Source organism: Candidatus Binatia bacterium (genome assembly GCA_029243485.1).
Classification (GTDB): domain Bacteria; phylum Desulfobacterota; class Binatia; order UBA12015; family UBA12015; genus VGTG01.
Map to the genome: position 1 here is coordinate 40871 of JAQWRY010000021.1, position 20416 is coordinate 61286.

At 64.0% G+C, this 20416-nt stretch carries 23 protein-coding genes; 14 read left to right on the plus strand and 9 right to left on the minus strand.

Annotation, left to right across the window (positions count from 1 at the left end; genetic code table 11):
- Positions 1-36: 36 nt before the first annotated feature.
- The gene (locus P8R42_07475; GenBank protein ID MDG2304485.1) at positions 37-1044 is read left to right on the plus strand and encodes a class I SAM-dependent methyltransferase; all 1008 of its coding nucleotides are present in this window, start codon (positions 37-39) and stop codon (positions 1042-1044) included.
- 226 nt (positions 1045-1270) lie between these two features.
- The gene (locus tag P8R42_07480; protein MDG2304486.1) at positions 1271-2266 is read left to right on the plus strand and encodes a serine hydrolase; all 996 of its coding nucleotides are present in this window, start codon (positions 1271-1273) and stop codon (positions 2264-2266) included.
- Between the two features lie 17 nt (positions 2267-2283).
- Here P8R42_07480 and P8R42_07485 read toward each other — a convergent pair whose 3' ends face one another.
- Positions 2284-2628 carry a zinc-binding dehydrogenase gene (locus tag P8R42_07485; GenBank protein ID MDG2304487.1) on the minus strand — a complete coding sequence of 115 codons (345 nt, stop codon included), beginning with the start codon at positions 2626-2628 and terminating at the stop codon, positions 2284-2286.
- Between the two features lies 1 nt (position 2629).
- Complete coding sequence (locus P8R42_07490; GenBank protein MDG2304488.1) at positions 2630-2878, minus strand: hypothetical protein; 249 nt, start codon at positions 2876-2878, stop codon at positions 2630-2632.
- A gap of 331 nt (positions 2879-3209) precedes the next feature.
- Between P8R42_07490 and P8R42_07495 the strand changes: the two genes are divergently transcribed.
- Complete coding sequence (locus tag P8R42_07495; protein MDG2304489.1) at positions 3210-4064, plus strand: hypothetical protein; 855 nt, start codon at positions 3210-3212, stop codon at positions 4062-4064.
- A gap of 40 nt (positions 4065-4104) precedes the next feature.
- Here P8R42_07495 and P8R42_07500 read toward each other — a convergent pair whose 3' ends face one another.
- Positions 4105-4365 carry a hypothetical protein gene (locus P8R42_07500; GenBank protein ID MDG2304490.1) on the minus strand — a complete coding sequence of 87 codons (261 nt, stop codon included), beginning with the start codon at positions 4363-4365 and terminating at the stop codon, positions 4105-4107.
- Positions 4366-4449: 84 nt separating this feature from the next.
- On the opposite strand from P8R42_07500, the gene P8R42_07505 reads away from it, so the two are divergent.
- The 5 genes from P8R42_07505 (at position 4450) to P8R42_07525 (ending at position 8558) form a co-directional block, all read left to right on the plus strand.
- On the plus strand, positions 4450-4680 hold the full coding sequence (locus P8R42_07505; protein MDG2304491.1) for a sulfotransferase: 231 nt from the start codon (positions 4450-4452) through the stop codon (positions 4678-4680).
- Between the two features lie 171 nt (positions 4681-4851).
- Positions 4852-6249 (plus strand): hypothetical protein, encoded by a 1398-nt coding sequence (locus P8R42_07510; protein ID MDG2304492.1) that lies wholly within the window; start codon positions 4852-4854, stop codon positions 6247-6249.
- Between the two features lie 28 nt (positions 6250-6277).
- A complete protein-coding gene (locus P8R42_07515) occupies positions 6278-6736 on the plus strand; it encodes a VOC family protein (GenBank protein MDG2304493.1) in 459 nt (152 codons plus the stop codon).
- A gap of 65 nt (positions 6737-6801) precedes the next feature.
- Positions 6802-7695, plus strand: coding sequence for an alpha/beta hydrolase (locus P8R42_07520; protein ID MDG2304494.1), 894 nt, complete (start codon positions 6802-6804; stop codon positions 7693-7695).
- Between the two features lie 119 nt (positions 7696-7814).
- On the plus strand, positions 7815-8558 hold the full coding sequence (locus P8R42_07525; protein ID MDG2304495.1) for an SDR family NAD(P)-dependent oxidoreductase: 744 nt from the start codon (positions 7815-7817) through the stop codon (positions 8556-8558).
- On the opposite strand, the gene P8R42_07530 is transcribed toward P8R42_07525, so the two are convergent.
- Positions 8548-8988: a hypothetical protein gene (locus P8R42_07530; GenBank protein ID MDG2304496.1), complete on the minus strand. Its 441-nt coding sequence runs from the start codon at positions 8986-8988 to the stop codon at positions 8548-8550. The two genes, P8R42_07525 and P8R42_07530, sit on opposite strands and share 11 nt — an antisense overlap.
- A 235-nt stretch (positions 8989-9223) precedes the next feature.
- On the opposite strand from P8R42_07530, the gene P8R42_07535 reads away from it, so the two are divergent.
- Both P8R42_07535 and P8R42_07540 read left to right on the plus strand, forming a co-directional pair.
- Positions 9224-10081 (plus strand): SDR family NAD(P)-dependent oxidoreductase, encoded by an 858-nt coding sequence (locus tag P8R42_07535; GenBank protein MDG2304497.1) that lies wholly within the window; start codon positions 9224-9226, stop codon positions 10079-10081.
- A 50-nt stretch (positions 10082-10131) separates the two neighbouring features.
- On the plus strand, positions 10132-10830 hold the full coding sequence (locus P8R42_07540) for a hypothetical protein (GenBank protein ID MDG2304498.1): 699 nt from the start codon (positions 10132-10134) through the stop codon (positions 10828-10830).
- A 34-nt stretch (positions 10831-10864) separates the two neighbouring features.
- Here P8R42_07540 and P8R42_07545 read toward each other — a convergent pair whose 3' ends face one another.
- From P8R42_07545 to P8R42_07555, 3 genes are read right to left on the minus strand one after another with little or no spacing between them, the layout of a single operon-like run.
- Entirely contained in the window at positions 10865-12088 is a 1224-nt protein-coding gene (locus P8R42_07545) for an amidohydrolase family protein (GenBank protein MDG2304499.1), read from the minus strand.
- 26 nt (positions 12089-12114) lie between these two features.
- Positions 12115-13848, minus strand: a complete 1734-nt coding sequence (locus P8R42_07550; protein MDG2304500.1) for an amidohydrolase family protein — start codon at positions 13846-13848, stop codon at positions 12115-12117.
- Entirely contained in the window at positions 13845-14444 is a 600-nt protein-coding gene (locus tag P8R42_07555) for a MarR family transcriptional regulator (GenBank protein ID MDG2304501.1), read from the minus strand. Before P8R42_07555 ends, P8R42_07550 begins: the two co-directional genes overlap by 4 nt.
- Before the next feature lie 144 nt (positions 14445-14588).
- Here P8R42_07555 and P8R42_07560 point away from each other — a divergent pair, with 144 nt between their 5' ends.
- Positions 14589-14981 carry a hypothetical protein gene (locus tag P8R42_07560; protein ID MDG2304502.1) on the plus strand — a complete coding sequence of 131 codons (393 nt, stop codon included), beginning with the start codon at positions 14589-14591 and terminating at the stop codon, positions 14979-14981.
- A gap of 200 nt (positions 14982-15181) precedes the next feature.
- Here the strand turns inward: P8R42_07560 and P8R42_07565 are convergent, their stop codons facing one another.
- Complete coding sequence (locus tag P8R42_07565) at positions 15182-16390, minus strand: glycosyl transferase (protein ID MDG2304503.1); 1209 nt, start codon at positions 16388-16390, stop codon at positions 15182-15184.
- A 134-nt stretch (positions 16391-16524) separates the two neighbouring features.
- On the opposite strand from P8R42_07565, the gene P8R42_07570 reads away from it, so the two are divergent.
- From P8R42_07570 to P8R42_07580, 3 genes are read left to right on the plus strand one after another with little or no spacing between them, the layout of a single operon-like run.
- Positions 16525-17028 (plus strand): 6-pyruvoyl tetrahydropterin synthase family protein, encoded by a 504-nt coding sequence (locus tag P8R42_07570; protein ID MDG2304504.1) that lies wholly within the window; start codon positions 16525-16527, stop codon positions 17026-17028.
- Positions 17000-17845, plus strand: coding sequence for a dihydropteroate synthase (locus tag P8R42_07575; GenBank protein ID MDG2304505.1), 846 nt, complete (start codon positions 17000-17002; stop codon positions 17843-17845). The genes P8R42_07570 and P8R42_07575 overlap by 29 nt, the downstream gene beginning before the upstream one ends.
- The gene (locus P8R42_07580) at positions 17842-18576 is read left to right on the plus strand and encodes an SDR family oxidoreductase (GenBank protein ID MDG2304506.1); all 735 of its coding nucleotides are present in this window, start codon (positions 17842-17844) and stop codon (positions 18574-18576) included. Before P8R42_07575 ends, P8R42_07580 begins: the two co-directional genes overlap by 4 nt.
- A 13-nt stretch (positions 18577-18589) precedes the next feature.
- On the opposite strand, the gene P8R42_07585 is transcribed toward P8R42_07580, so the two are convergent.
- Complete coding sequence (locus P8R42_07585) at positions 18590-20407, minus strand: sodium/solute symporter (protein MDG2304507.1); 1818 nt, start codon at positions 20405-20407, stop codon at positions 18590-18592.
- Positions 20408-20416 lie beyond the last annotated feature (9 nt).

Consider the following 20416-nt stretch of genomic DNA (forward strand, 5'->3'; position numbering starts at 1 on the left):
TCATGCTAGGGCCTTCTCGAACTACGGAGGCATGCAGTGAACTCGTACAGGATCAAAACCGCATTCATCGGACTCAAACGCTTGGCCACTCTGCCCGAAGAGGACAAGCAGGCATGTATCGACGCGTATAAGTTCTTCCAACGAATGCAGGCCGGCGAGAAGACCGAGACCGCAGACGAGACGAAGGCGGTCGCGGACTACTACAAAGTCCTGAACAACATGCTTTCGGTCTTCGACCTGGAGAAGCTCTACATCCCTCCACAGCTCGATGAGTCCGAGGGCTTGTACGGGAATCAGCTGCTGTGCGAGCAAGCCGTGCTGAAGGAGATGGAACTGAAGGACCCTGCGGGTTCTCACCTCCTGGACATGGGATGCGGGCGCGGACGAATCTCCCACTACTTCGCCACGATGACCGGCGGCCAGGTCTCCGGCTACAACATCGATCCGAATCAGATCGAAAATGCGATCGACTGGGCCGCGGAATGTGCGATGAGTGACCGGCTCCACTTCAAAGTCGGCAACCACCACAACCCGCTCGAGTACGAATCCGAGACCTTCGACGGATGCTTCTCCTTCCAGGCCGTTTGGCCGTTCTTCAAGAAGGACGAGTTGGATGCCCACGCGAGAGAGATGTACCGCGTGCTGAAACCCGGAACTCGGTACGCCTGCTCCGAGTATCTGCTGAGCCCTTACTTCGATTGGAACAACGAAGAGCACGCGGCCCTTCACCGATCGTTCCTGCCGACTCTCGCAGCGACGCAATCCATGTATCCGGCCGACGTGTGTGCCGCCCTGGAGAGGGCCGGATTCGAGATTCTCCTCTCGGCGCCGTCGAAGAGCGAAGCCTGGCCGCTCTGCGAGCAAAAGCGAGACTTGATCCTCATGGGTCGGAGAGCGGTTCGTGGTCTCCAGGCGATTCGCGTCTTGCCCCCGTGGGTCGAAGAGTCTCTCGATCTTCTTCAAACCGGCGGGCAGGCCTGGACGGACGCCGAGAAGGCCAAGATCGCGGATCTGAATTGGAGGATCGTCGCGGAGAAGCGGTAGTCGAAAAACCCACTTCCGGGCTTCAGTGGTCGAGGTATGTCGCTCATACCCACCCCTGGGTCCCTCGCTCGGTGCTCCGCGAGAGCTTCCGCGGAGACCGCGTTGCCGCTGATCGCACCGGGCGACCCCGACGGCAGCCGGCGATACCGCATTCGGGCTGATCTACGTCGCGTACTTACTCGGCTGGCAAAACGCGCACACCCCGCGCGTGTGGTACCCAGCCGGGATGCTCGAACAGAAGGTCGACCTACAGATCGGGGCCCTCATCGCGATTGCGGCCTCGTGGGTTCTGCTCCTCTACGCGGGATGTGCGACGGCCGATGAAGTACCCGGCGGAGAGATCGATCTCGACCTCACGCCCAACTTTCAGCTCGACGACGGGTCGGACCTGCACTCGCTCGCGGATGCCGCTACTCGAAACCTACTGACCCCGGTGCGAGGGCGAGGAGCACGCTTCGGCCCGCGCCAGAAGGACCGATACTGTCGTCTCAAGGGGTCCAACAGTGTCCAGTGGGCCGTGAACGATCTCTCGACGGGCGAGGTCCTTTCGCGGAGCCCCGGAGCCGACCGACTCTTTTTCGGGGCGTCCACCTCAAAGATCTTCGTTGCCGCCGCCTTCCTCGACAAACAGAAAGGCGAGCCCAACAAGGAGCAGCTGGGGCTCCTCGCTCGGATGATCGTGGTCTCCAACAACGGCGCGTGGCTCGCGCTTCAACGGCAGACCGGCAACGACGGCACGAACGACGGTGGCCGCGCCGCCGTGGACGCGTTCGTGAAACGCATGGGCTATCCGACGATCAAGGGCTTTCAAGGTTGGATGAAGCGGCCCGACGGCTCCCGCGTGCACGGCAACGAGCTGAACGCGATGGAGGTCGCACAGTTCCTGCGCGACACCTACCAGCGCAAGTACGAAGGCGCGGACGTGCTCTGGAAGATCATGCAAGCCACCAAGACGGGGGGCTCCAAACTCAACAAGTACACACCGAGCGACGTCTACATCAGCGGCAAGACGGGCACCTACAGCGGCCCGAACGAGAGCCCGCAGACGGTCAACCTACCGACCATCAAGTCCCGAAACCACGCTGCCGCCGTGAGCATCGACGGCCGGATGTACGGGCTCGTTGTTCTGACGAACACGGGCGACAACGAGGACGTCGCCGTCCTCGGGGGCGGGCTCCAGCGAGAGTACCTCGGGGTGACACCGAAGGTGTCGTGCCCCTGAGGCTCTTCGACAGCCTGCTAGGGAACCAGGACCGCGCGCCCCGTGATCCGACCGTGTTCGAGTTCATCGAGCACCGAGTTCACATCGTCGAGGCCGTAGCGCTTCGCGTCGACCCGAATCCGCTGCTGCTGCGCCAGGTGGAGCAACTCGGCCAACTCGTTGTGCGAACCCCAGTAGCTCGTCGTCAGCACGCCTTCCGCCCGCAAGCTGAAGAAGGAGAACGGAAGTGTGCCGCCTCCCAATCCCACGATGACGACGATTCCCTGGCGCGCGGAAACCGCGGCGCCGAGAGCCATCGTCGAATCGACCCCGACGAGATCAATGACGGCCTGCGCGCGCGCGGCTGAACCGGCTCCAGAAATTCTACGGCGCGTCGATGCGGTGCATTGCGCCCTGTCCGAAGACGCGCCCGAGGGCTCGACGTGTGCCTGCGTCGACGTCGGAAAAGCGAGCCTCGACGAGGGTCCGCTCCGAGTCGAGGAGCCACGGCCGCCCCGTGCACTTTGCTGCCGGCATCAGGATCCCGGAGTTCAGCAAGACGGAGAGAGGCGGAACCGCGACCAGCGTGTGAGCGACCCCATTCTCGTAAAGACCGAGAAGAACCGCCTGCACCCACGGCGAGTGACCGACTCCGAAAGCCCTTGCAAAATAAGGCCCGGGGGCCGGCGGGGGAGCATTTCGGGCCCCGCCACGAGGCGGGCCTCTAGAAAATGGCCGCCGGGAGTGCGATCCGGGGCGGTCACACTCCGAGCCCCCCGGGGAATAGACCACGAACCCTTGGTAGAGAGCGCCTAGAGGACACTTCGTTGTGATCGCTCCCCCATGGGCTACGTTAGTCGCGGTGACCCCTTCTACGGAAACGGACTTTCAGCGACAAAATCAGGCCAAGGCGGACTTTTCTCGCATCTACAACGCCCCAACGCCTCACGCCTATCTGAGCGAGATGGCTAATTTGGGCTACCAGATCGGCGAACAAGCCAAGCCCTACCTGAGTGCCGCGACCGAATTCCTCCGAGCGCGCAACGATTCGGAACAGCCGGTTCAAATGCTGGATCTGGGATGCTCATACGGGGTCGCCTCCGCACTCGTCAAATACGGGTGTAGTCTCGAAGAGCTGTTGGCCTTCTTCGACAACCGCGCACCCGAAGCGCGACCCGAGTGCGTTCAGTCAACCAAGCGTTGGCTCGAAGCCGTACCTCCCCAGCAGGACATGGGCGTCGTCGGCTTCGACTCGTCCGAGTCCGCGATCGCCTTCGGTCAGGCCACGGGCCTTCTCGATGCGGGAATCGCACACGACCTCGAGCAACCCGGCGTCTCAGCGACGCCGGCGGAACGCCAGATTGTCCGGAGTTCGAACCTTCTCGTGAGCACCGGCGCCGTCGGGTACATCACCGAGCGCACGTTCTCACAGGTCCTCGCCGAGCTTGGGAAGGATCACCCGGGCGAGTTCGGCCCCGCCGCGGTCCTTACCGTGTTGCGGATGTTCGACATCGAACCGATCGAACGCTGCTTTGCCAACGCAGGCCTGGAGTTCGCGCCGCTGCCCGGCGTCCTGCTGCCTCAGCGAGCCTTCGCCGATGAACAGGAAAAGAACGAGATCATCTCGATTCTGAGTGATCGGGACATCGACACCGAAGGCGCCGAGTCCGATGGAGTCCTCTTCGCGGAGGTTTGGCTGGCCGCTCCCCCGCAAGGCCTCGACGACTTCCGCCGATGCATGGCGAGAGTCGCCGCCCAGGACGACATCGAGCCTCTGTTGGCGACGCACTGCGAAGTCGCGATGGCCGGCTGCGCCTGATCAGTTTGCTCTCGCGCGCCGTCTACTCCCGCTTCGGATCCTACCGGGCCCGCAGCCGGGAGCCGGCCGCACGGGGTTGGATGTCCTCGAAGATATGCGCGAAGCCGGTCTTTGCGATCATCCACGTTCCGTCGATCTTCACGAACTCGTCCTGGTAGATCCCGGTGCCGTGCAAGACGGTCCCGGCGGGCACCCCGTCACTCGGTTTTGGACTGATCACGAAGAAGTTCGCGGATGGGCGGTAGGGGCCCACGGGGCACATCCACACCATGGCGCTCGATCTTCCCAAACAAGACGACATCTCACTCTCCTACTCGATGGCGTCGTGCTTCTGGATGACGAAGATGCCCTGGATGGGCGAGCTCGACTTTTTCCATGTCGACCGGTGGCCCTACGGCGACGCACGGCGTTCTGCCGCGAGCTCGTGCGCCGGCAGATCTACCTCAACGAATCGAACAAGATTCATCTCGCGAAGAACCCTTACTGGACGGGCCGGATCGAGTCTCTCATTGAGACCTTCCCCGATACAAAGTTCATCGTGAACATGCGCGACCCCCGAGCCACGATTCCGAGCCTACTCAAGCTCAACCGTGTTGCCTGGAAAGGACTCGGCTAGGACCAAGCAAGGCAGCAGCCGAGCCTCGAAATCCTCGCGGAGCAGTCGTGGTACAACTACCGGCATCCGCGAGCACCTCGGCGACCCTTTCGATCGCTTCGGCTGGGACGACGACGGAAAAGCCAAACCGATCCGGTAAGACTCAGATCCAGTAGGGAGGAATCGAGGCTCATGGCGACGGAGAACGAGAAGCAACTGAACGAGGTCCGCGACGATCTCAGGTCGGCGTTCGACGATTTGATCGGCGAGCTTCAGGCCGCCCGCGACACGATCGACGATCCGCAGTACTTCCCGCCCTCGCCTTCATCGCGCGTCCTGGCCGAGGGATATCGCTACCTCGCGGGTTTCGTCCACCATGGCATCGAGCGCGCCTTCCACGAGGACCCGGACTTCCCCGCCTTTCGCAACGCGTTGTCGATCTTCAACAAGTCGACGATCGAGAACGCCGATGCGATCTATTTCTACGCGCCGATCGACGGCCGGAAGAACTACCGCGTAACGGGACAGGTCGCGGATTCCCGTCACTGGCGGGGCGAGCCGCGGCTCCCGAACGGGGCGGCCGCTCCCCAGTATCTGATCTTCGAGGTCGCCACCGGACCGATGGCCGGAGACAGCGGGTCACTGACCGAGCTCACGCCGGGCTTCCGAACCGGCTTCGGAACGATCGACTCCTCGGCACTCGGCATCGATGACCACGGCCGCTTCGAAATTCTCCTGGGACCCGACAAGCCCGCAAGCTACGACGGCAACTTCATCTGCACCAAGCGGGACCCGAGCCGCCGGAATCCTGAAGCCGGCGACCGGTACGCCGAGTACATCAGCGGACGCCAGCTCTTTTACGACTGGGCGAACGAGGAGCCGGTAGCACTCTCGATCGAATGCCTCGACACGGCAGGCTCGCATCCGGCGGCTCTCACCCCGGAGCGCGCAGCCGCGAATCTCCGACGAATGGGCGGCATCATCCGCGGCCAGATGCGTTTCTGGCTCGAGTTCTACGACGTCATCCTCAACTGCAATGGCACGCACGAGCACGATGGACGTCCCTACTTCATGCCCGTCAATTCCTACAACCAGCCGAACGCCGCATCGAGCGAGACCGGCGGTGGCATGAGCACCAACATCTACGCCGGCGGAATCTACGAGCTCGCCGAGGACGAGGCGTTCTACATCGAAGCAACGTTCACCGGGCAGCCGGTATACACGAGCATGCATCTCGGCAACATGTGGGGCGAATCACCCGACTACGCGAACCATCAGAGCAGCCTCAACCACCATCAAACGTACATGGGACCCGACGGCGTCCAGCGGTGGGTCGTCGCGCATCGCGATCCCGGCGTCCAGAACTGGATCGACACCACGGGACTCCCGCGCGGGTACCTCTCGCACCGCTGGGCGTACTCGAGGCAACCGGACAAGGCCGATTGGCCGAAGATCACGGGACGGAAGATTCGCTTCGACGAGATCGCGAGCGCGTTCCCGAACGACCAGCCACGCGTGAGCCCGCAGGAACGCCGCGAAGCGATCCGCATCCGCCAGCGTCACGTCCAGCGACGGTATCGCGTCTTCTAGACCCCAAACTCCCGGAAGGAGAATCACCGTGATCCTCGGTGTCCACCACCCCGCCCTGGCCGTTCCCAACATCAAACAGGCGCTCGACTTCTATTGCGGCGTCGTTGGCTTCAAAGTCGTCATGGACGTCGATCTTCCTTCCGGCTTCGAGGCGATGAGCACAGCCCTCGGCCTCGCGGACGGGGGATGCGCGATACGGATGCTCCGCAAGGGAGGCTCCTGTCTCGAGCTCTTCGAGTTCAAGGAGAGCCAAGCCGGAGACCCGGCACGCCCGGTGAATCGGGAGGGCCTCACGCACTTCGCCCTGGCGACCGACGACTTCCAGGCCGACTATGACCACCTCACGTCTAACGGAGTGAAGTGGAATGCAGAACCGTTCGGGCAACCGCCCCTGCGCTTCGCGTACGGTCGCGATCCGTTTGGCAACGTATTCGAGCTGCTCGAGCAGCGGACGGAGGGGCCGACCTCTCTCCGCTTTGAGGACTGACCGCGCGATGCGTCGCAGACGAAAGCGGCTCGATCGATCCAAAGACAAGGGGAGGTCCGAGGTTCATGGCTAGCGAAGAATTCAACGCGGTGATGAAGATCATCCCCGCGAGCAACGTCGATCACGAAGATCCGATCGACATCGTCCGCAAGAAGATGCACGCGATTCACCCGAACTCGGCAAGTCCGGAGACTCATGTCGAACCGGTTGACCTCGACGGCATCGATGCCAAGTGGATTGCGACCCCCGGAAACGAAGCCAGCGACCGGGTCGTCCTCCACGTTCACGGCGGCGCCTTCGTATCCACCGTGATCGACCACTACCTCCAGTACGGGGAGCACTTGTCCCGTCACATCGAAGCAAGAGTCGTGTGCTTCCAATGGACCTGGGCGGACGAAGCACCCTACCCGCGTGCGGTGGAGGATACCGTGCGCGCGTACCGCGCCCTGCTCTCTCGAGGCACACCCCCCGAGCGGATCGCGATCGTCGGAGACTCGTGCGGCGGCGGCATTGCGCTCGCGGCGCTGGGCGCCCTGCGCGACGCCGGTGTGCCACTCCCCGCCTGTCTCGTTGGCCTCACACCCTGGCTGGATGCAGAACAGACCGGCGACGCCGCGATGAGTCCACGCGGGCTCGACCCGTTCGTCACGGCCGACTGGGTCCGTGCCCGCTTCCGCGACTACGCGGGCGCAAGCGGCGATCTCCGCGACCCAGGCCTCTCCCCGCTCTACGCCGACCTGCGAGAGCTCCCGCCAATTTATCTGTGCATCGGGCAGATCGACACGACCGCGGACGACTCGACCCGCCTTGCGACCCGAGCCGCCAAGGAGGGCGGCTCCGTCATCGTCGACTCCGTCGAGGAGATGATCCACGGCTTCGTCGGGCTTTGCTGTGCGTTCCCCGAGGCGACGCAGGCGATGGAAAGAGTCGGCTACTGGATCAGACAACGAATTCCGTAGCCGGGCACGCAACGAGTGCTTCCAGTACGCGGTCGATGCCCTGCTCGGTGGCATCGTGGCGCGGCCGGACGCCACATCCGCCGACGAAGGCTCCACCAACCGAAGACAAAGGGGTACTCATGTTCGACCTGACTGGACGCTCTGCGCTCGTGACGGGCGCGGGGCAAGGGCTTGGGGCCGGCATCGCGCGACATCTTGCCGAGCAGGGTGCTCACGTGATCGTCAACGATCTCGTCGCATCCAAAGCTGCTTCAACCGTCGCCACGATCCAAGAACTGGGAGGAAACGCGGAGCCGCTCGCGTTCGACGTGACGCAACTCGAAGCCGTCGAGCAAGCCTTGGCCGCGCGGCCGCTCGACATCGTCATCAACAACGCAGGAAATGCCGGTGCGACCGTCATGCAGCCAACCCCGTTCCGTGACATGGACCCGAAGCAGTGGGCTGCCCCGATCGACGTGAACCTTCACGGCGTAATGAACGTCACACGCACCGTCTTGCCCGGCATGTGCGAGCGGCAGTTCGGCCGACTCATCACGATCTCCTCCGGCGCTGGCGTGATCGGCCTTCCCATCGGCGTTGCGCCCTACGGCGCGGCGAAGGGGGGCGCGATCTCGTTCATGCGCCACATGGCCATCGAGAACGCGAGTTTCGGCGTGACCGCGAACTCTCTCGCATTGGGCCTGATGGAGATGACCGACATCCACAACCCCGACCTCGTCACGAAGCTCGCGAAACAGGTTCCCTGTGGTCGTCTCGGAACCGGCGACGACGTCGGCCCAGCGTGCATTTGGCTGGCGTCCAACGAAGCGTCCTGGGTCACCGGACAGACGATTCACGTCTCCGGGGGATCCGTCACCACCTGAGCACGCACCGCGCCGCGGCGTCCCGCCGGTAGAACACCACCCGACCGACGCGAGGCCGCACCGGTGACGAGCGCAGCCCTGCTGTCGATCTCTCCCCTCTCGTCAAGGCTCCCAACGGGCGAGCGTTCGCACCTGGAGGCGTGTCGACGAATGCGACCCGAATGCCCCCATACTCGGCCTGGTAGGCGGCCACCGCGTCCTTAACCTCGTGCACGTGAGTCAGCTCCACTTGTACACGCCCAGCCATACCCAGCACGGCATCGGTGACCTTGCGACCCCGCCATCCCCGATACTCGGCTTTCTCGACACGCACCGTAAAGTCCCGGAAGGGGCCCCAGCCGAAGCACTCGACGCAATCAGTCGCACTCGCCGCGACGTCGTCGACGACGAAGCAGACCTGGGACGGATAGAGCCTAGGGAGTGCGGTCATGGAGCGATTCGCAGGCCGATTTCCGCGCGGAGTCAACATCGTTGACTCCGTACGAAATGCGATGGTACGCCGGCAGGGACAACGCAGGAGCTATCATCCTGAAGGGTAAGACGGTTCTGGCCTCGGGCGTCGGCCCCGGCCTCGGCAGTGAGATCGCCCGCCGCGTCGCGCGCGACGGCGGAAACCTCGCGGTCGGCGCACGAAGCGTTACCAACGAAGCAGGGAGCAAATCGAGATGGCAGATATTGCATTCGTAACCGGGGCGAGCCGAGGAATCGGGCGGGCGGCCAGTATCGCGCTCGCGGAAAAGGGATTCGACGTGGTTCTCGCGGCCCGCACGATGCGCGAAGGCGATGGTCGCGCTCGCGGCTCGAGCGTGAATGACGAACGCGAGGTGCCCGTGGAGGGCAGCCTCGAAGAGACCGCCGATCGCGTTCGCGCCCTCGGAAGCCGGGCGCTTCCCCTGCGGCTCGATCTTCTCGACGCCGAATCGATAGACGCGGCCGCCGACGCCGCGATCGCCGAGTGGGGCCGCGTCGATCTGCTGCTCAACAACGCGATCTACCAGGGTCCCGGGCGCATGGACCGCCTCCTCGACCTGCCTTTGGAAACCGTGAAGACCATTTTCCACGCAAACGTGGTCAGTCAGATCCAGCTGACCACGCGGCTTCTGCCCGGGATGATCGAGCACGGCGGCGGAACGATCATCAACATGACGTCGGGCTCGGGACAGATGGATCCCCCAGGCCCCGTTGGACAGGGCGGTTGGGGATTCGCGTACGCCGCATCGAAAGCCGCGTTCCACAGGATGGCTGGTATCCTACACGTGGAGCACCGCGACGACGGCATTCGCGCCTTCAACGTCGACCCCGGCTATACGCCGACGGCGGCGATGCGCGCACTGCGTGGCGCGTCGAATGATTTAGACGACCACTTCCGTGGGGCACCACCCGACGTCGCGGGCCGCGTCATCGGATGGCTCGCGACGGACGCGGGCGCGGCCGAATGGGAAGGCAAGGCCGTGAACGCGCAGAGGCTGTGCCGCAAGCTGAAACTGCTCCCGGGGTGGCCCGCAGAACGGCCCGACTCGTAAATGATGCTTCCGGACGACAGACGGGCGCACGCAAACGGAAGCGATCAACCGTGACGGGCGACGGCTACCTCCTCCTCGCTTACACGCGCTGCAACGCTGCGAAGCGCCTGACGGAGTGGGCGGAGTGGTACGACCGGACCCACCTACCCGCGATGCTCGGGGCCGGGGCCGACGCGATCACGCGATTCGAGCTCACACAGCAGCCGGTTCCAGGCATGCCTTCGATCGGCTTCTCTCATATCGCCGTCTACGAGTTCCGAGGCGCCGGGGCGGAAGATCGCCTCGAAGAGATGCGGGCGCGGGGGCGCCGCCTTCGTGATCAGCGCCAGGTGCATCCCAATCACTGCCTGATCAACGTGGACATCCTGAAGGCGCACGGCGCGCTCGGAACGAAATCACTTCCGTCGGCAGATCTCGAAGGACACATCTTCGCGTACGTGATGCCGAACCAGTCTCATCGCGAAGACGAGTGGGACTCCTGGTACGACTCCGTCCATCTGCCGGACATGATGCAGTCTCAGGCGTTTCGCGCCGGCAGCCGTTGGCGTCGAAGCGTTCCTGCACCCTACGGCGCCAACGACCTCACGCTTTACGACGTTGCGGGGATGTCGATCGAAGCGGCGGTCGAACGTTCAGCCGGCATCATGCCGTCCCTCACGGAACGAGGGCGGAAGCTCGACTGCCACGTCGGTGCGATGACGTTCACCGTCCGCTCGAGCGGGCAGTACGGCGGGGCCGGACTGAAGTAAGACGCCGGGGGCCCCGAGAGGCCCCCCGGCTTCGTTACTCCGTGATGCCGAAGCGCTCGAGCCCGTAACAGGTAATCGCGTTCGTGCGCAGAACCTTCCGGCACTCCTCGGCATCCATCCCTGCCTTGGAAAAGAGATCCTGAGCGACGTTCCTCGACTCGGGGAACGTCCCGTCCGAGTGCGGATAGTCGGTCTCGAAGAGAATCGCTTCGATGCCAATCTCGTCCCGGTTTTTGAGACCCGTCAGGTCGTCGAAGATGCACGACCACACCCGCCCCTTTGCCTGCTCGCTCGGTGCGACCGGGAAGTCGACGCCGCCGACGCCGTCGCGCCAGACGCTGTCCATCCGCTCGAGTTGGAACGGAACCCAGCCGGCCTGACTTTCCGCGTACGAGATCTTCAGCTTCGGGAAACGCGTCAGAGTGCAGGAGAAGATCCAGTCGGCGAGCGAGGCCTGGGCGTTCTGCGCGTAGAGACACATGCTGGTCGCAAGCGGTGCGTCCGGCGAAGTCGTCGGCATCGAAGACGACGAACCGATGTGCATCGACACGGTGGTCTCCGTCTCCTGGCAGGCCTCCCAGAGCACGTCCCACTGTCCGGTGTAGAGACTCGGGAAGCCGAGCTTCGACGGGTTCTCGCTAAAGGCGATCGCGTGGCTCCCCTTCGCCGCGCAGCGGCGCACTTCATCGGCTGCGAGCTGCGTATCCCAGAGCGGAACCAGCGTCAGCGGGATGAGCCGCCCCTTCGCCGGGCCGCCACACCAATCGTCGATCATCCAATCGTTGTAGATCTGAAGGCATCGCAGACCGAGCTCTTTGTCGTCGCGCTCGGCGAAGCCCTGGCCAGCAAACCGGGGGAAGATGTTCGGGAAGCAGATCGCCGCTTCGACGTGATTGAGCGTCATGTCCTCGAGCCGCGCGTCGCGGTCGTAGGTTCCACGGCGCAGATCCTCGTAGACGGCGGGAACGTTGCGCTGCTCTTTGCGGGGGATACCGGCGGGAGCGTGAAGAAGACCCGTGGGCGTCGCCAGATCCTCAAAGAGCCATACGTCGCACCAGTCGCCATCCTCAGCGTTGCGATGAACCCCGTAGTGGCCACCGACGAACTCGAGCTTGACCTTCTCGCGGACAACTCGCGGCCCGCGTTCCCGCATGCTCGGCGGCAGCTGTTCTTGCCACAGCGTCTTCGGCTCCATCACGTGGTCGTCGACCGAGATGATGGCCGGGAGGTCCTTCGCTTCGGGTGTCACAGTGCTCATGTCTTTAACTCCTCAAATCTTGTGAATCAGTCGGAACCGGGACTCACGACATTGCCCGGATAGCCACAGCCTTCGACGAGCGCTCCATCGATGACGATCGGAACCCCGTTCACGATGGTGGCGTAGACGCCTTCCGGTCGGCTCGACCAACGTCCCACTCCGTTGGGAAAATCGTGTACGAACTCTTTCTTCCCGGGACCGATCGTGTCCGGGTCGAAGATCATGATGTCGGCCGCGTAGCCCGGCAGCAGCATCCCGCGCCCCTGGAGGCCGAGCAGCGCCGCAGGCTGTTGCGTGAGCTGGCGTATCGCCTCTTCAAGCTCCCACTTGCCCCACTCCCGCACCCAGTATCGCAGGAAGTACGAGCTAAACTCCGCTCCGTCGTCACGACCGAGATGCGCGCCACCATCCGACGTGCCGATGACCATGTTCGGGTGTTGGGAGGCGACGAGAGTCCCGTCTTTCCACTCCTCGGTCTCGGTGCGCCAGATGAACTCGACGGCGAGGTCTTCGGAGAGCGCGATATCGACCATCAGATCCATCGGGGCGACGCCTCGCTCGCTTGCGATCACGCGGAGCGGCCGGCCGATCAGTTCCTGGTTCTCCGGCTTCGTCGCGGCATACACCTCGAGCGCGTCGAAGTGCGGCGGCGGAAGCGTCGAGCCCTTCGCCGGGTCCGTGTTCGGGCTCTCCACCGAGTCTCGGATCTCGTCGCGATAGCTCTCATCGCGAAGCAGGGTGGCGCGTGCCTCGACGGTCGCTGCTTCGACGAAGAGTCGCGCGAACGCGGGGCAGCCATCGTAGAGGCCCGTGCCTTCGGCGATCGTGAAACGCCGATTGAAGGGGCGCGCCATCAGCATCGAGTAGACACCCGCACCCTGACCTCGAGCGCGCTCGAGGTACGCACGTGAATGCTCCCAGGTCGCGGTGGGCGCATCGACCTTGTTCCGGGCGCCGAGCCCCTGAATGATGATCGGCAGGCGACTGCCGAGCGCGAGGTCGATCAGGTAGTCGCCGTCCGCCTCGTCGAGACCGCCGATCGAGCTGTACGGGAGATACGAGATGGAGCCGCGGTTGCTGAGGCCGACCTCTTTCACGAGCGCCTCGAGCTCCTCCTTCGAGGCGAGCCGACTCGGCACGGGGCGATCTGCAGCATCGAGATGCGTCGGTGCATGGGTCGAGGAAAGTCCGGCCGCGCCGGCCTCCATCGCCTCACCCACGATCACGCGCATGGACTCGATCTCTTCCGGCGTCGCTTCGCGCTGATTGCTGTCCTCACCCATCACCCAGCGGCGAATGTTGCAGTGTCCTACGTAGAAGGCCGCATTGATCCCGAGCTGACCTTCTCGACTCTTGAGGAACTCGGGAAAGCTCTCAAAGGTCCACGGAATGCCGTCGAGCGCATCCGGCGCCATGTCTTCGACGCGCGTGAAGATTTGCGCGAGAAAGGCTCGGTCCTGCTCCTTCACTGGCGCGATCGAAAACCCGCAGTTGCCCGCGAGAACTGTCGTCACACCGTGGTAGCAGGACGACGTTCCGTAGGGATCGAACGTGAGCTGCGGGTCGTAGTGCGTATGCGGGTCGATGATGCCCGGAGCGACGACGCGACCTTCGACGTCCAGCACCTTCTCGGCGAGAGACTCTTCGAAGTGTCCCACTCCGACGATCTTGCCGTCGCGAATCGCGACGTCGGCCCGCCGGCGCGGAAGCCCGGTTCCATCGACCACGAGGCCGTTTGTGATGAGCAAATCGTATTTCATTCGGCTTCCATTCTGTCAGCACTCTCCCGATCGGGTCGCGCCGCACGTAAGGCGGCGCGCACCTCAGCCAAACTCGTCTCGGCGGGCGAAGGAACCGGCGCTCCGGCATCCGGCGCCTCGAAGATCGCGGAGAGCAGTTCCAGCGCGAAGTCGATCTGTTGGATCTCGTCGTCTGAGAGCGGCGACAGCACCCGCTCCGCGCTGTCGCTGTAGTCGGCGAACGCTTTGCGCTCCGTCGCGGCGCCCTTCGGCGTGAGCCGGATGCGTGCGCGACGACCATCTTCGAGATCGTTCGTGCGCTGCACGAGCCCGCGCCGTTCCAAGCGATCGATCATCTTCGTGAGGCCGCCCGGCGTGCAGCCCAGTGCGTTGTAGAGGTCTTCGGGTTGGAGCTGACGCGGACGTCCGGCGCGTCGTAGAGCTCCGAGGATGCTGTAGTCACTCGGCGAAAGGCCGTGCGGTGCGAGCACGTTCTTCTGAAACACGGGCACCAGATGCGACAGCCGCGAGAGGCGCAGCAACGGCTGCACCCGTTCGAAGTTCCGATCCGGGTGCTCCGCCTTCCAGTATTCTCCGATTTCGCGAAGGGACTTCATTGCTCGAAAGGGAGTATGGTATTTTCCATGGAAATTATCAAGGAAAATATTTTTCCCCAATGTATTCAATAGGTTATTTAGATACATGGCCTGAGCGGCGCGAAGTAGATCCCGGCGTCGTTTGAGCCGGGGGAAGAGGTGCCGATGGCCAAAGGGCATGAGGGGGAGACGACGAATGGACACGAATCACTCTTGGGCGCCGTCCAACTGACAGAAGCCATCGCACGAGCGCCGATGCGCGCGCTGGCCTACTCCGAACCAGACGGACAAACCCAGGTCGCGTACAACGCCTTCGACGTCGTCCTCGGTAGACGTAGGCTCGCAGAGAGCCAGGCCGGCGAGAAGTACGACGCGATTCTTCGCGAGGTCACAAAAGCGGTCGGCGTTCCCGTGCGCGCCACGGCGCTTCCCGTGCGAGACGACGACGACTTGATCGTCAACGATGCCGTGGGGAGCGTCCCCGAGTTGGGGCTGGACCAGTTCTGCCAGAAGGTCGTGGCGGGAGTGCACACGGCGCACAACGACATCGAGTGGTAAAGCGAGCGCCGAGGAAGCTCTCTATCCATCCCGAGACGGAAGGTCCGTCTCGGTCTCGGCCGAACCATCCGAGGCGCCGCGCAGCCGTAGCTGGCTGTTCAAACATCGGGTCGAAGGGGCACGCCTGGCGACGGGAGGAGCCCTTCAGCAGCCTGCGGGACCGGATCGGACACGTCGAACCAAAGGGCGAACGGTACGAGCTAGGCGATCTGCCGAGCCGCTTCCCGCAACCGACTCGGCAGATCGGGGAACGCCGTGAGCACGCGGGTCCAGTTCGGGATCGCCGCCCCCCCCGAAGGATCCTCCTGGAAAGCATCGCCAGCCGTCTGAATCTGCCGGGCGAAGCCTTCGACCGCTCGCTCTTCGTACTGACGGTCGTAGGCCAATCCGTTGACCAGGGCATCGGCGTGATATTGTCGAACGATGTCCTGGGCGACGCGGAGGTAGGCCGCACGTAGCGTCGAAACGTGTCCGGCGTCGATCACCGTTCCCCGGGTCGCAAGCGTGCGGAAGAGCGTACTCAGGATCTCGGTGGCCATCTTCATCAGGCCCCGATCCGGGTCATCCAGAGAGAGGTCCTGGTGCTTGTGCTCGTATCGAACACACAGATCGACCTGGCACACCCGCTTGGCCGAAGTGTTTCGATACACCTCGGCCAGTGCCCCGATCTCCAACCCCCAATCACTCGGAACCCGGTTGGACCGCGCAAGCGCCGACGTGATCGCGAACTCGCCCGACAGCGGATACCGGAAGCTGCTGAGGAAGAGCAGGAACGGGTCACGCCCCAAGAGCGCGATCAAGCTCTGCAGAAGGGGCGACACGAGGAGGCGCGTGACACGGCCATGCATTCGATCCGTCGAGCGATGGTAGAAAGCCTTCGCGAACTCGAAATCGAGGCTTGGATGCGCCATCGGCAGACAAAGCCGCGCGAGCAAAATGCGGTCGTAGTCGACGATATCGCAATCGTGGAGCGCAAAGGCCTTGAGGCGCGGATCCGCGAGCAGGTATCCGAACGCGGTCCAAACGGAGCGGCCCTTGCCGGGCACGCCGAGCGGAAAACCGGACTCCGTTAGTTCCCTATACAGGAGCTGCATCGCAGGGCCGTCCGTCCACAGAACTTCCGCCTTGGCCCCGAGGGGCCCGACGAGTTCTCGAGCGTCGCGGGCGTCCTGCGTCGCCGGTGCGTCGCCGAGGACCACGCAGATCTGATCGATGTAGTCGATGGCCCGTAGTTCCTCGACGATCCGAGCGAACGGGGCCGCCCTCAGGTCTGCCGCAGTGACGGGCAGGACCAAGCCGATCGGGTACTCCGGCGTTACTCGCGAAAGCAGATCCTCCAGGCGATCACGATCCGCATCGCCCAGGTCGTGCAGGGTCGTGACGGGACCGTCCTGGTGGAAATCCGACATCTGGGTCAGACCATACTCGAAGGGATCCCGCCGTGCTGGTGGTCCTGGTTCCCCATCCCTAGTATTCTTTGGTCACTGAGAACCTGTAAAGTCGCTACGCAGTGGCGCACGCGGGTTCGGAACCTCGGAGCAAGATGAACAGCTGGGCAATCAAGTTGAACAAGGAGTACTTCAAGTTCTCCTGCGCGCACTTCCTGATCTTCCCCGATGGTTCGAAGGAGCGGCTGCACGGCCACAACTACCAGGTCACCGTGGAGATCGAGGGAGATCTCACCGAGCAAGGTCTGGTGATCGACTTCCTCGACGCCAAGCCCGTCGTGCGGGACCTGTGTGATTCGCTCGACGAGCACTGGCTCGTCCCATCCCAACATCCCGAGCTCACGGTCGAGGAACTCGACGACGGCCACAGTCGCATCGTGTACCGCGACTGCCGCTACGTCGTTCCGACCGCAGAGGTTCTCCTCCTGCCGATCAACAACACGTCCGTCGAGAACCTCGCTACGTGGTTCGGCGAGACTCTCCACGCCCGCCTGGTCGACGACTTCGGCGTGACTCAGGTGCGACGCCTGACCGTAGCCATATCGGAGACGAGCGGACAGAGCGGCATTCATGAGTACCGAGACGATGACCGCCGCTGACTCCTCCATTGACCCGCTGGCGACGCGGCCCGCGGGCCTTCGCGCACCGAAGCTGCTCGGCGTCGTCAACCTCTCGCCGGAATCGATGGTGCGGAACTCGATCGTCCGCAATCCCGACGAGGCGCTCGAGCGCGCCCGAGACTTACAAGCCAACGGCGTCGACGTAATCGATCTCGGCGGCCGATCCATCACCCCGGACGCTCCGCAGATCGACGACGAGGAGGAGCAGCGACGACTCGCACCGACCGCCGAACGCATGCGCGACGAAGGCGTCTCGTTTTCGGTCGACACCTGGTCGGCCGCAACAGCGATCGCCGCGGTGGGCTGGGGGGCCGACGTGATCAACTTCACTGGGCGGGAAGCTTCGTCCGCAATGCTCCAGGCCGTCGCGCGCGCGCGCGCGTCACTCATTCTCACCCACATGCCGTACGAGAACGCTTACGAGATGCGCTCTCAGCCCCGGGTGCCGACACCGGCCGATCTCGTTGGCGAGATCATCGCCTCGCTGAAACCCCGCGTCGAAGAAGCCCTCGCCGCCGGCGTGCACGAAGTAATCGTGGATCCGAACCTGGGCATCATCCACCCCGACACCGACGACTTCGAGAAGATCCATCTCCAACTGGAGATCGTCTGGCAGGCAGAGCGACTCCGCTCGCTCGGTTGCCCGCTCCTGTTCTATGCGGCGCGCAAACCCGAGCGACTCGCACGCATCATGATGGCTTCGGCGGTGCTCCATGCACAGGCCGAGTACGTCCGAACGCACGAGCCCTCGATCCTCCGTGAGCTCCTGCGAGCGGCCGGACGGAGCGCCTCATGAGCACGCTCGCGCTGGAGGGCCGACGCGCCCTCGTGACGGGAGCGGCGCGCCGAACAGGCCGCGCCCTTGCCCTTGCCCTCGCCCACGCAGGCGCCGACGTCGCGGTGCACTATCGCTCGAGTGCAGAGGATGCCCTCGCCGTCGTCGAGGAGATCCAGCGCACGGGCCGTCGCGCCACGGCCGTCCAAGCGGACCTTGCCGATGCCGAGCAGGCGCAGCGCGCGGCAAACGAAGCGGCCGCCGCTCTAGGTCCGATCGACATCCTCGTGAACAACGTCGGGGCGATCGTGTGGAAGAGTCTCGACGAACTCTCTCCCGAGGATTGGAAGACCTCGCTCGATGGGACGGTCACGGCGACCTGGCACGCTTGTCGTGCCGTCACTCCCGCGATGCGGACGGGCGGCTTCGGACGCATCGTGAACATCCTCGACGCAGACGCAGACGCCCTCGCCCCGGCCGTGTTCGCGACGCCGTACAAGATCGGAAAAACCGGAGCGCTCGTCCTCACGAAATCTCTCGCGAAGAACGAGGGCCCCTACGGCGTCACCGTCAACGCGATTTCCCCAGGCGTTCTCGAGGACTCCGAGAAGAAGGTACCCCTGGAGCGAATCCCCGCCGGACGACCGGGCACCTACGCCGATCTCGCAAGTGCGCTGCTCTTCTTGGTGAGTGACGACGCGGGCTACGTGACCGGCACCAATCTCAAAGTGTCGGGCGGCTACCTGATCTAGTGCACCGCCGGCGCTAGTAGAAGTAGAACAAGACGAACGTGACCGACGCGGTGAGGAGACCCGCGAGAAGCCGGTCGTCGAGCATCGCATGCCCCTCGCTCGGCGCGTCTTCTCTCGCGCGCCATACGTAGGTTGCGAAGATCACCAGCGTGAGAACCGCGCCCGCCGCACCGGCCCCGAGAGGGCTGAGCGCGCCCCGCACGAGACCGACGGCCAACGCGATATTTCCCACGAGATAGGCCCCCCCCCACTGCGCGAGCCTCACGAGATGCGACGGACTCGTCCCGGTGACCGACGTGAACAAATAAGCGCTCGCCTTCGGGTCGCGAGGTTCGGTTCGGCTCACCGCCGCGTGAACGCCGACACACGCGAGGACGGTCAGGAAGGTGCGGTGCATGAAGTTGAGTTCGCGACCGAAGAGCGGGGCCGTCGCCATGCCCTCCACGCCCCAGGCGTAGGCCCACTCGAAAGAGAAGCCCAGCACCGGCCCCGCGAGAATCGCCGCAACCGCTCCGCGCGCGGTCGCTCTCGCTGAGAACATCCCCATCAAGAAACTCACCATCAGCCCCGGGGTGAGGTACGAGATCTGTCGCGAGAGACGGAGGAAAAAGTTCCCGCTCGACGCCGGATCGTAGGTCGTCGCGGCGAGCAGCGCGGCGCCGGACACGAGTACGACGACCACCCAACGCCCCAACCGCACGAGATCGGCGTCGTCGGCCTGGGGTTTCCAATGCTTGCGGTAGATGTCGTACGCGAAGAGCGCCGCCGCGGAGTTCAGCATGGAGTCGATCGTGGACAGGATTGCGCCGAGCAACCCGGCGGCGATCAGCCCCATCAGTCCATTCCCGGCAGGAATGACGAGGCTCATGAGGACCGGAAACGCTTCGTCGGGCGCGACCGTGGCGGTTGCCATCCGTGCGCGAACCAGGTGTGCCGCCGCGACGCCCCCAGCGATCGAAAAGAATGGAACCAGAAGTTTGAGGAAGCCGCCGACGAGAATCCCGAGGCGCGCCTCCCTCTGGCTCTTCGCCGCGAGTGTGCGCTGCACGATGTACTGGTTCGTCCCCCAGAAGGAGAGATGCAGCGCGATCAGCCCTGTGAACACGCCGGTCCACGGGAGCGAGGGATGGTTCATGGGGAGGTACAGGTGCATGCGTTGCTCGGCACGCGGTAGCATCGCGTCGCTTTCGAGAAGGCCCGAAAAACCACCGATCTCGGGCTGCGCGAACGTTGCGACGGCGACCAGGATGCCCGACACGAGAAGCAACGCCGACTGGATGACGTCCGTCCAGACGACGGCCCGCAGACCACCGATGATGGTGTAGACCCCGGTGATCGCCGCAAGCGCCGCGACACCACCCATGTAACCAAGGTCCAGCACACTCCCGCGCATGAGCAACGACATCGAGCGCGAGCCCACATAGAACAACGCCGTCATCTGCGCGCCAATCAGAAAAAGTGTCGTGACCGAGTAGAGCAGACTCGCTCGCTCGTCGTAGCGACCCGCCAGGTACTCCGAGAGCGTGTGCACGCGTAGCCCGGCAAAAACCGGGAGCAGTAGGTAGGCGAGTGCAAGCAGAGCGAACACCGCCCCTAACTCGAAATGACTCTGCGCGAATCCGATCGAGAAACCCACACCGAGCATGCCGACGAGGTGATTGGCGGAGACGTTCGTACCGAACACGGAGCCGGCAACGCCCCACCACGGCATCGAGCGGCTCGCCAGATAGTACTCGTCCGAGGTCTGGTTCCGCCCGCCGGCCAGAAGGCCAACACCCATCACGGCCACCAGGCACGCGAGGAAGACGAAGAGATCTAGCCCCGCAAGCACCCGCTGGTC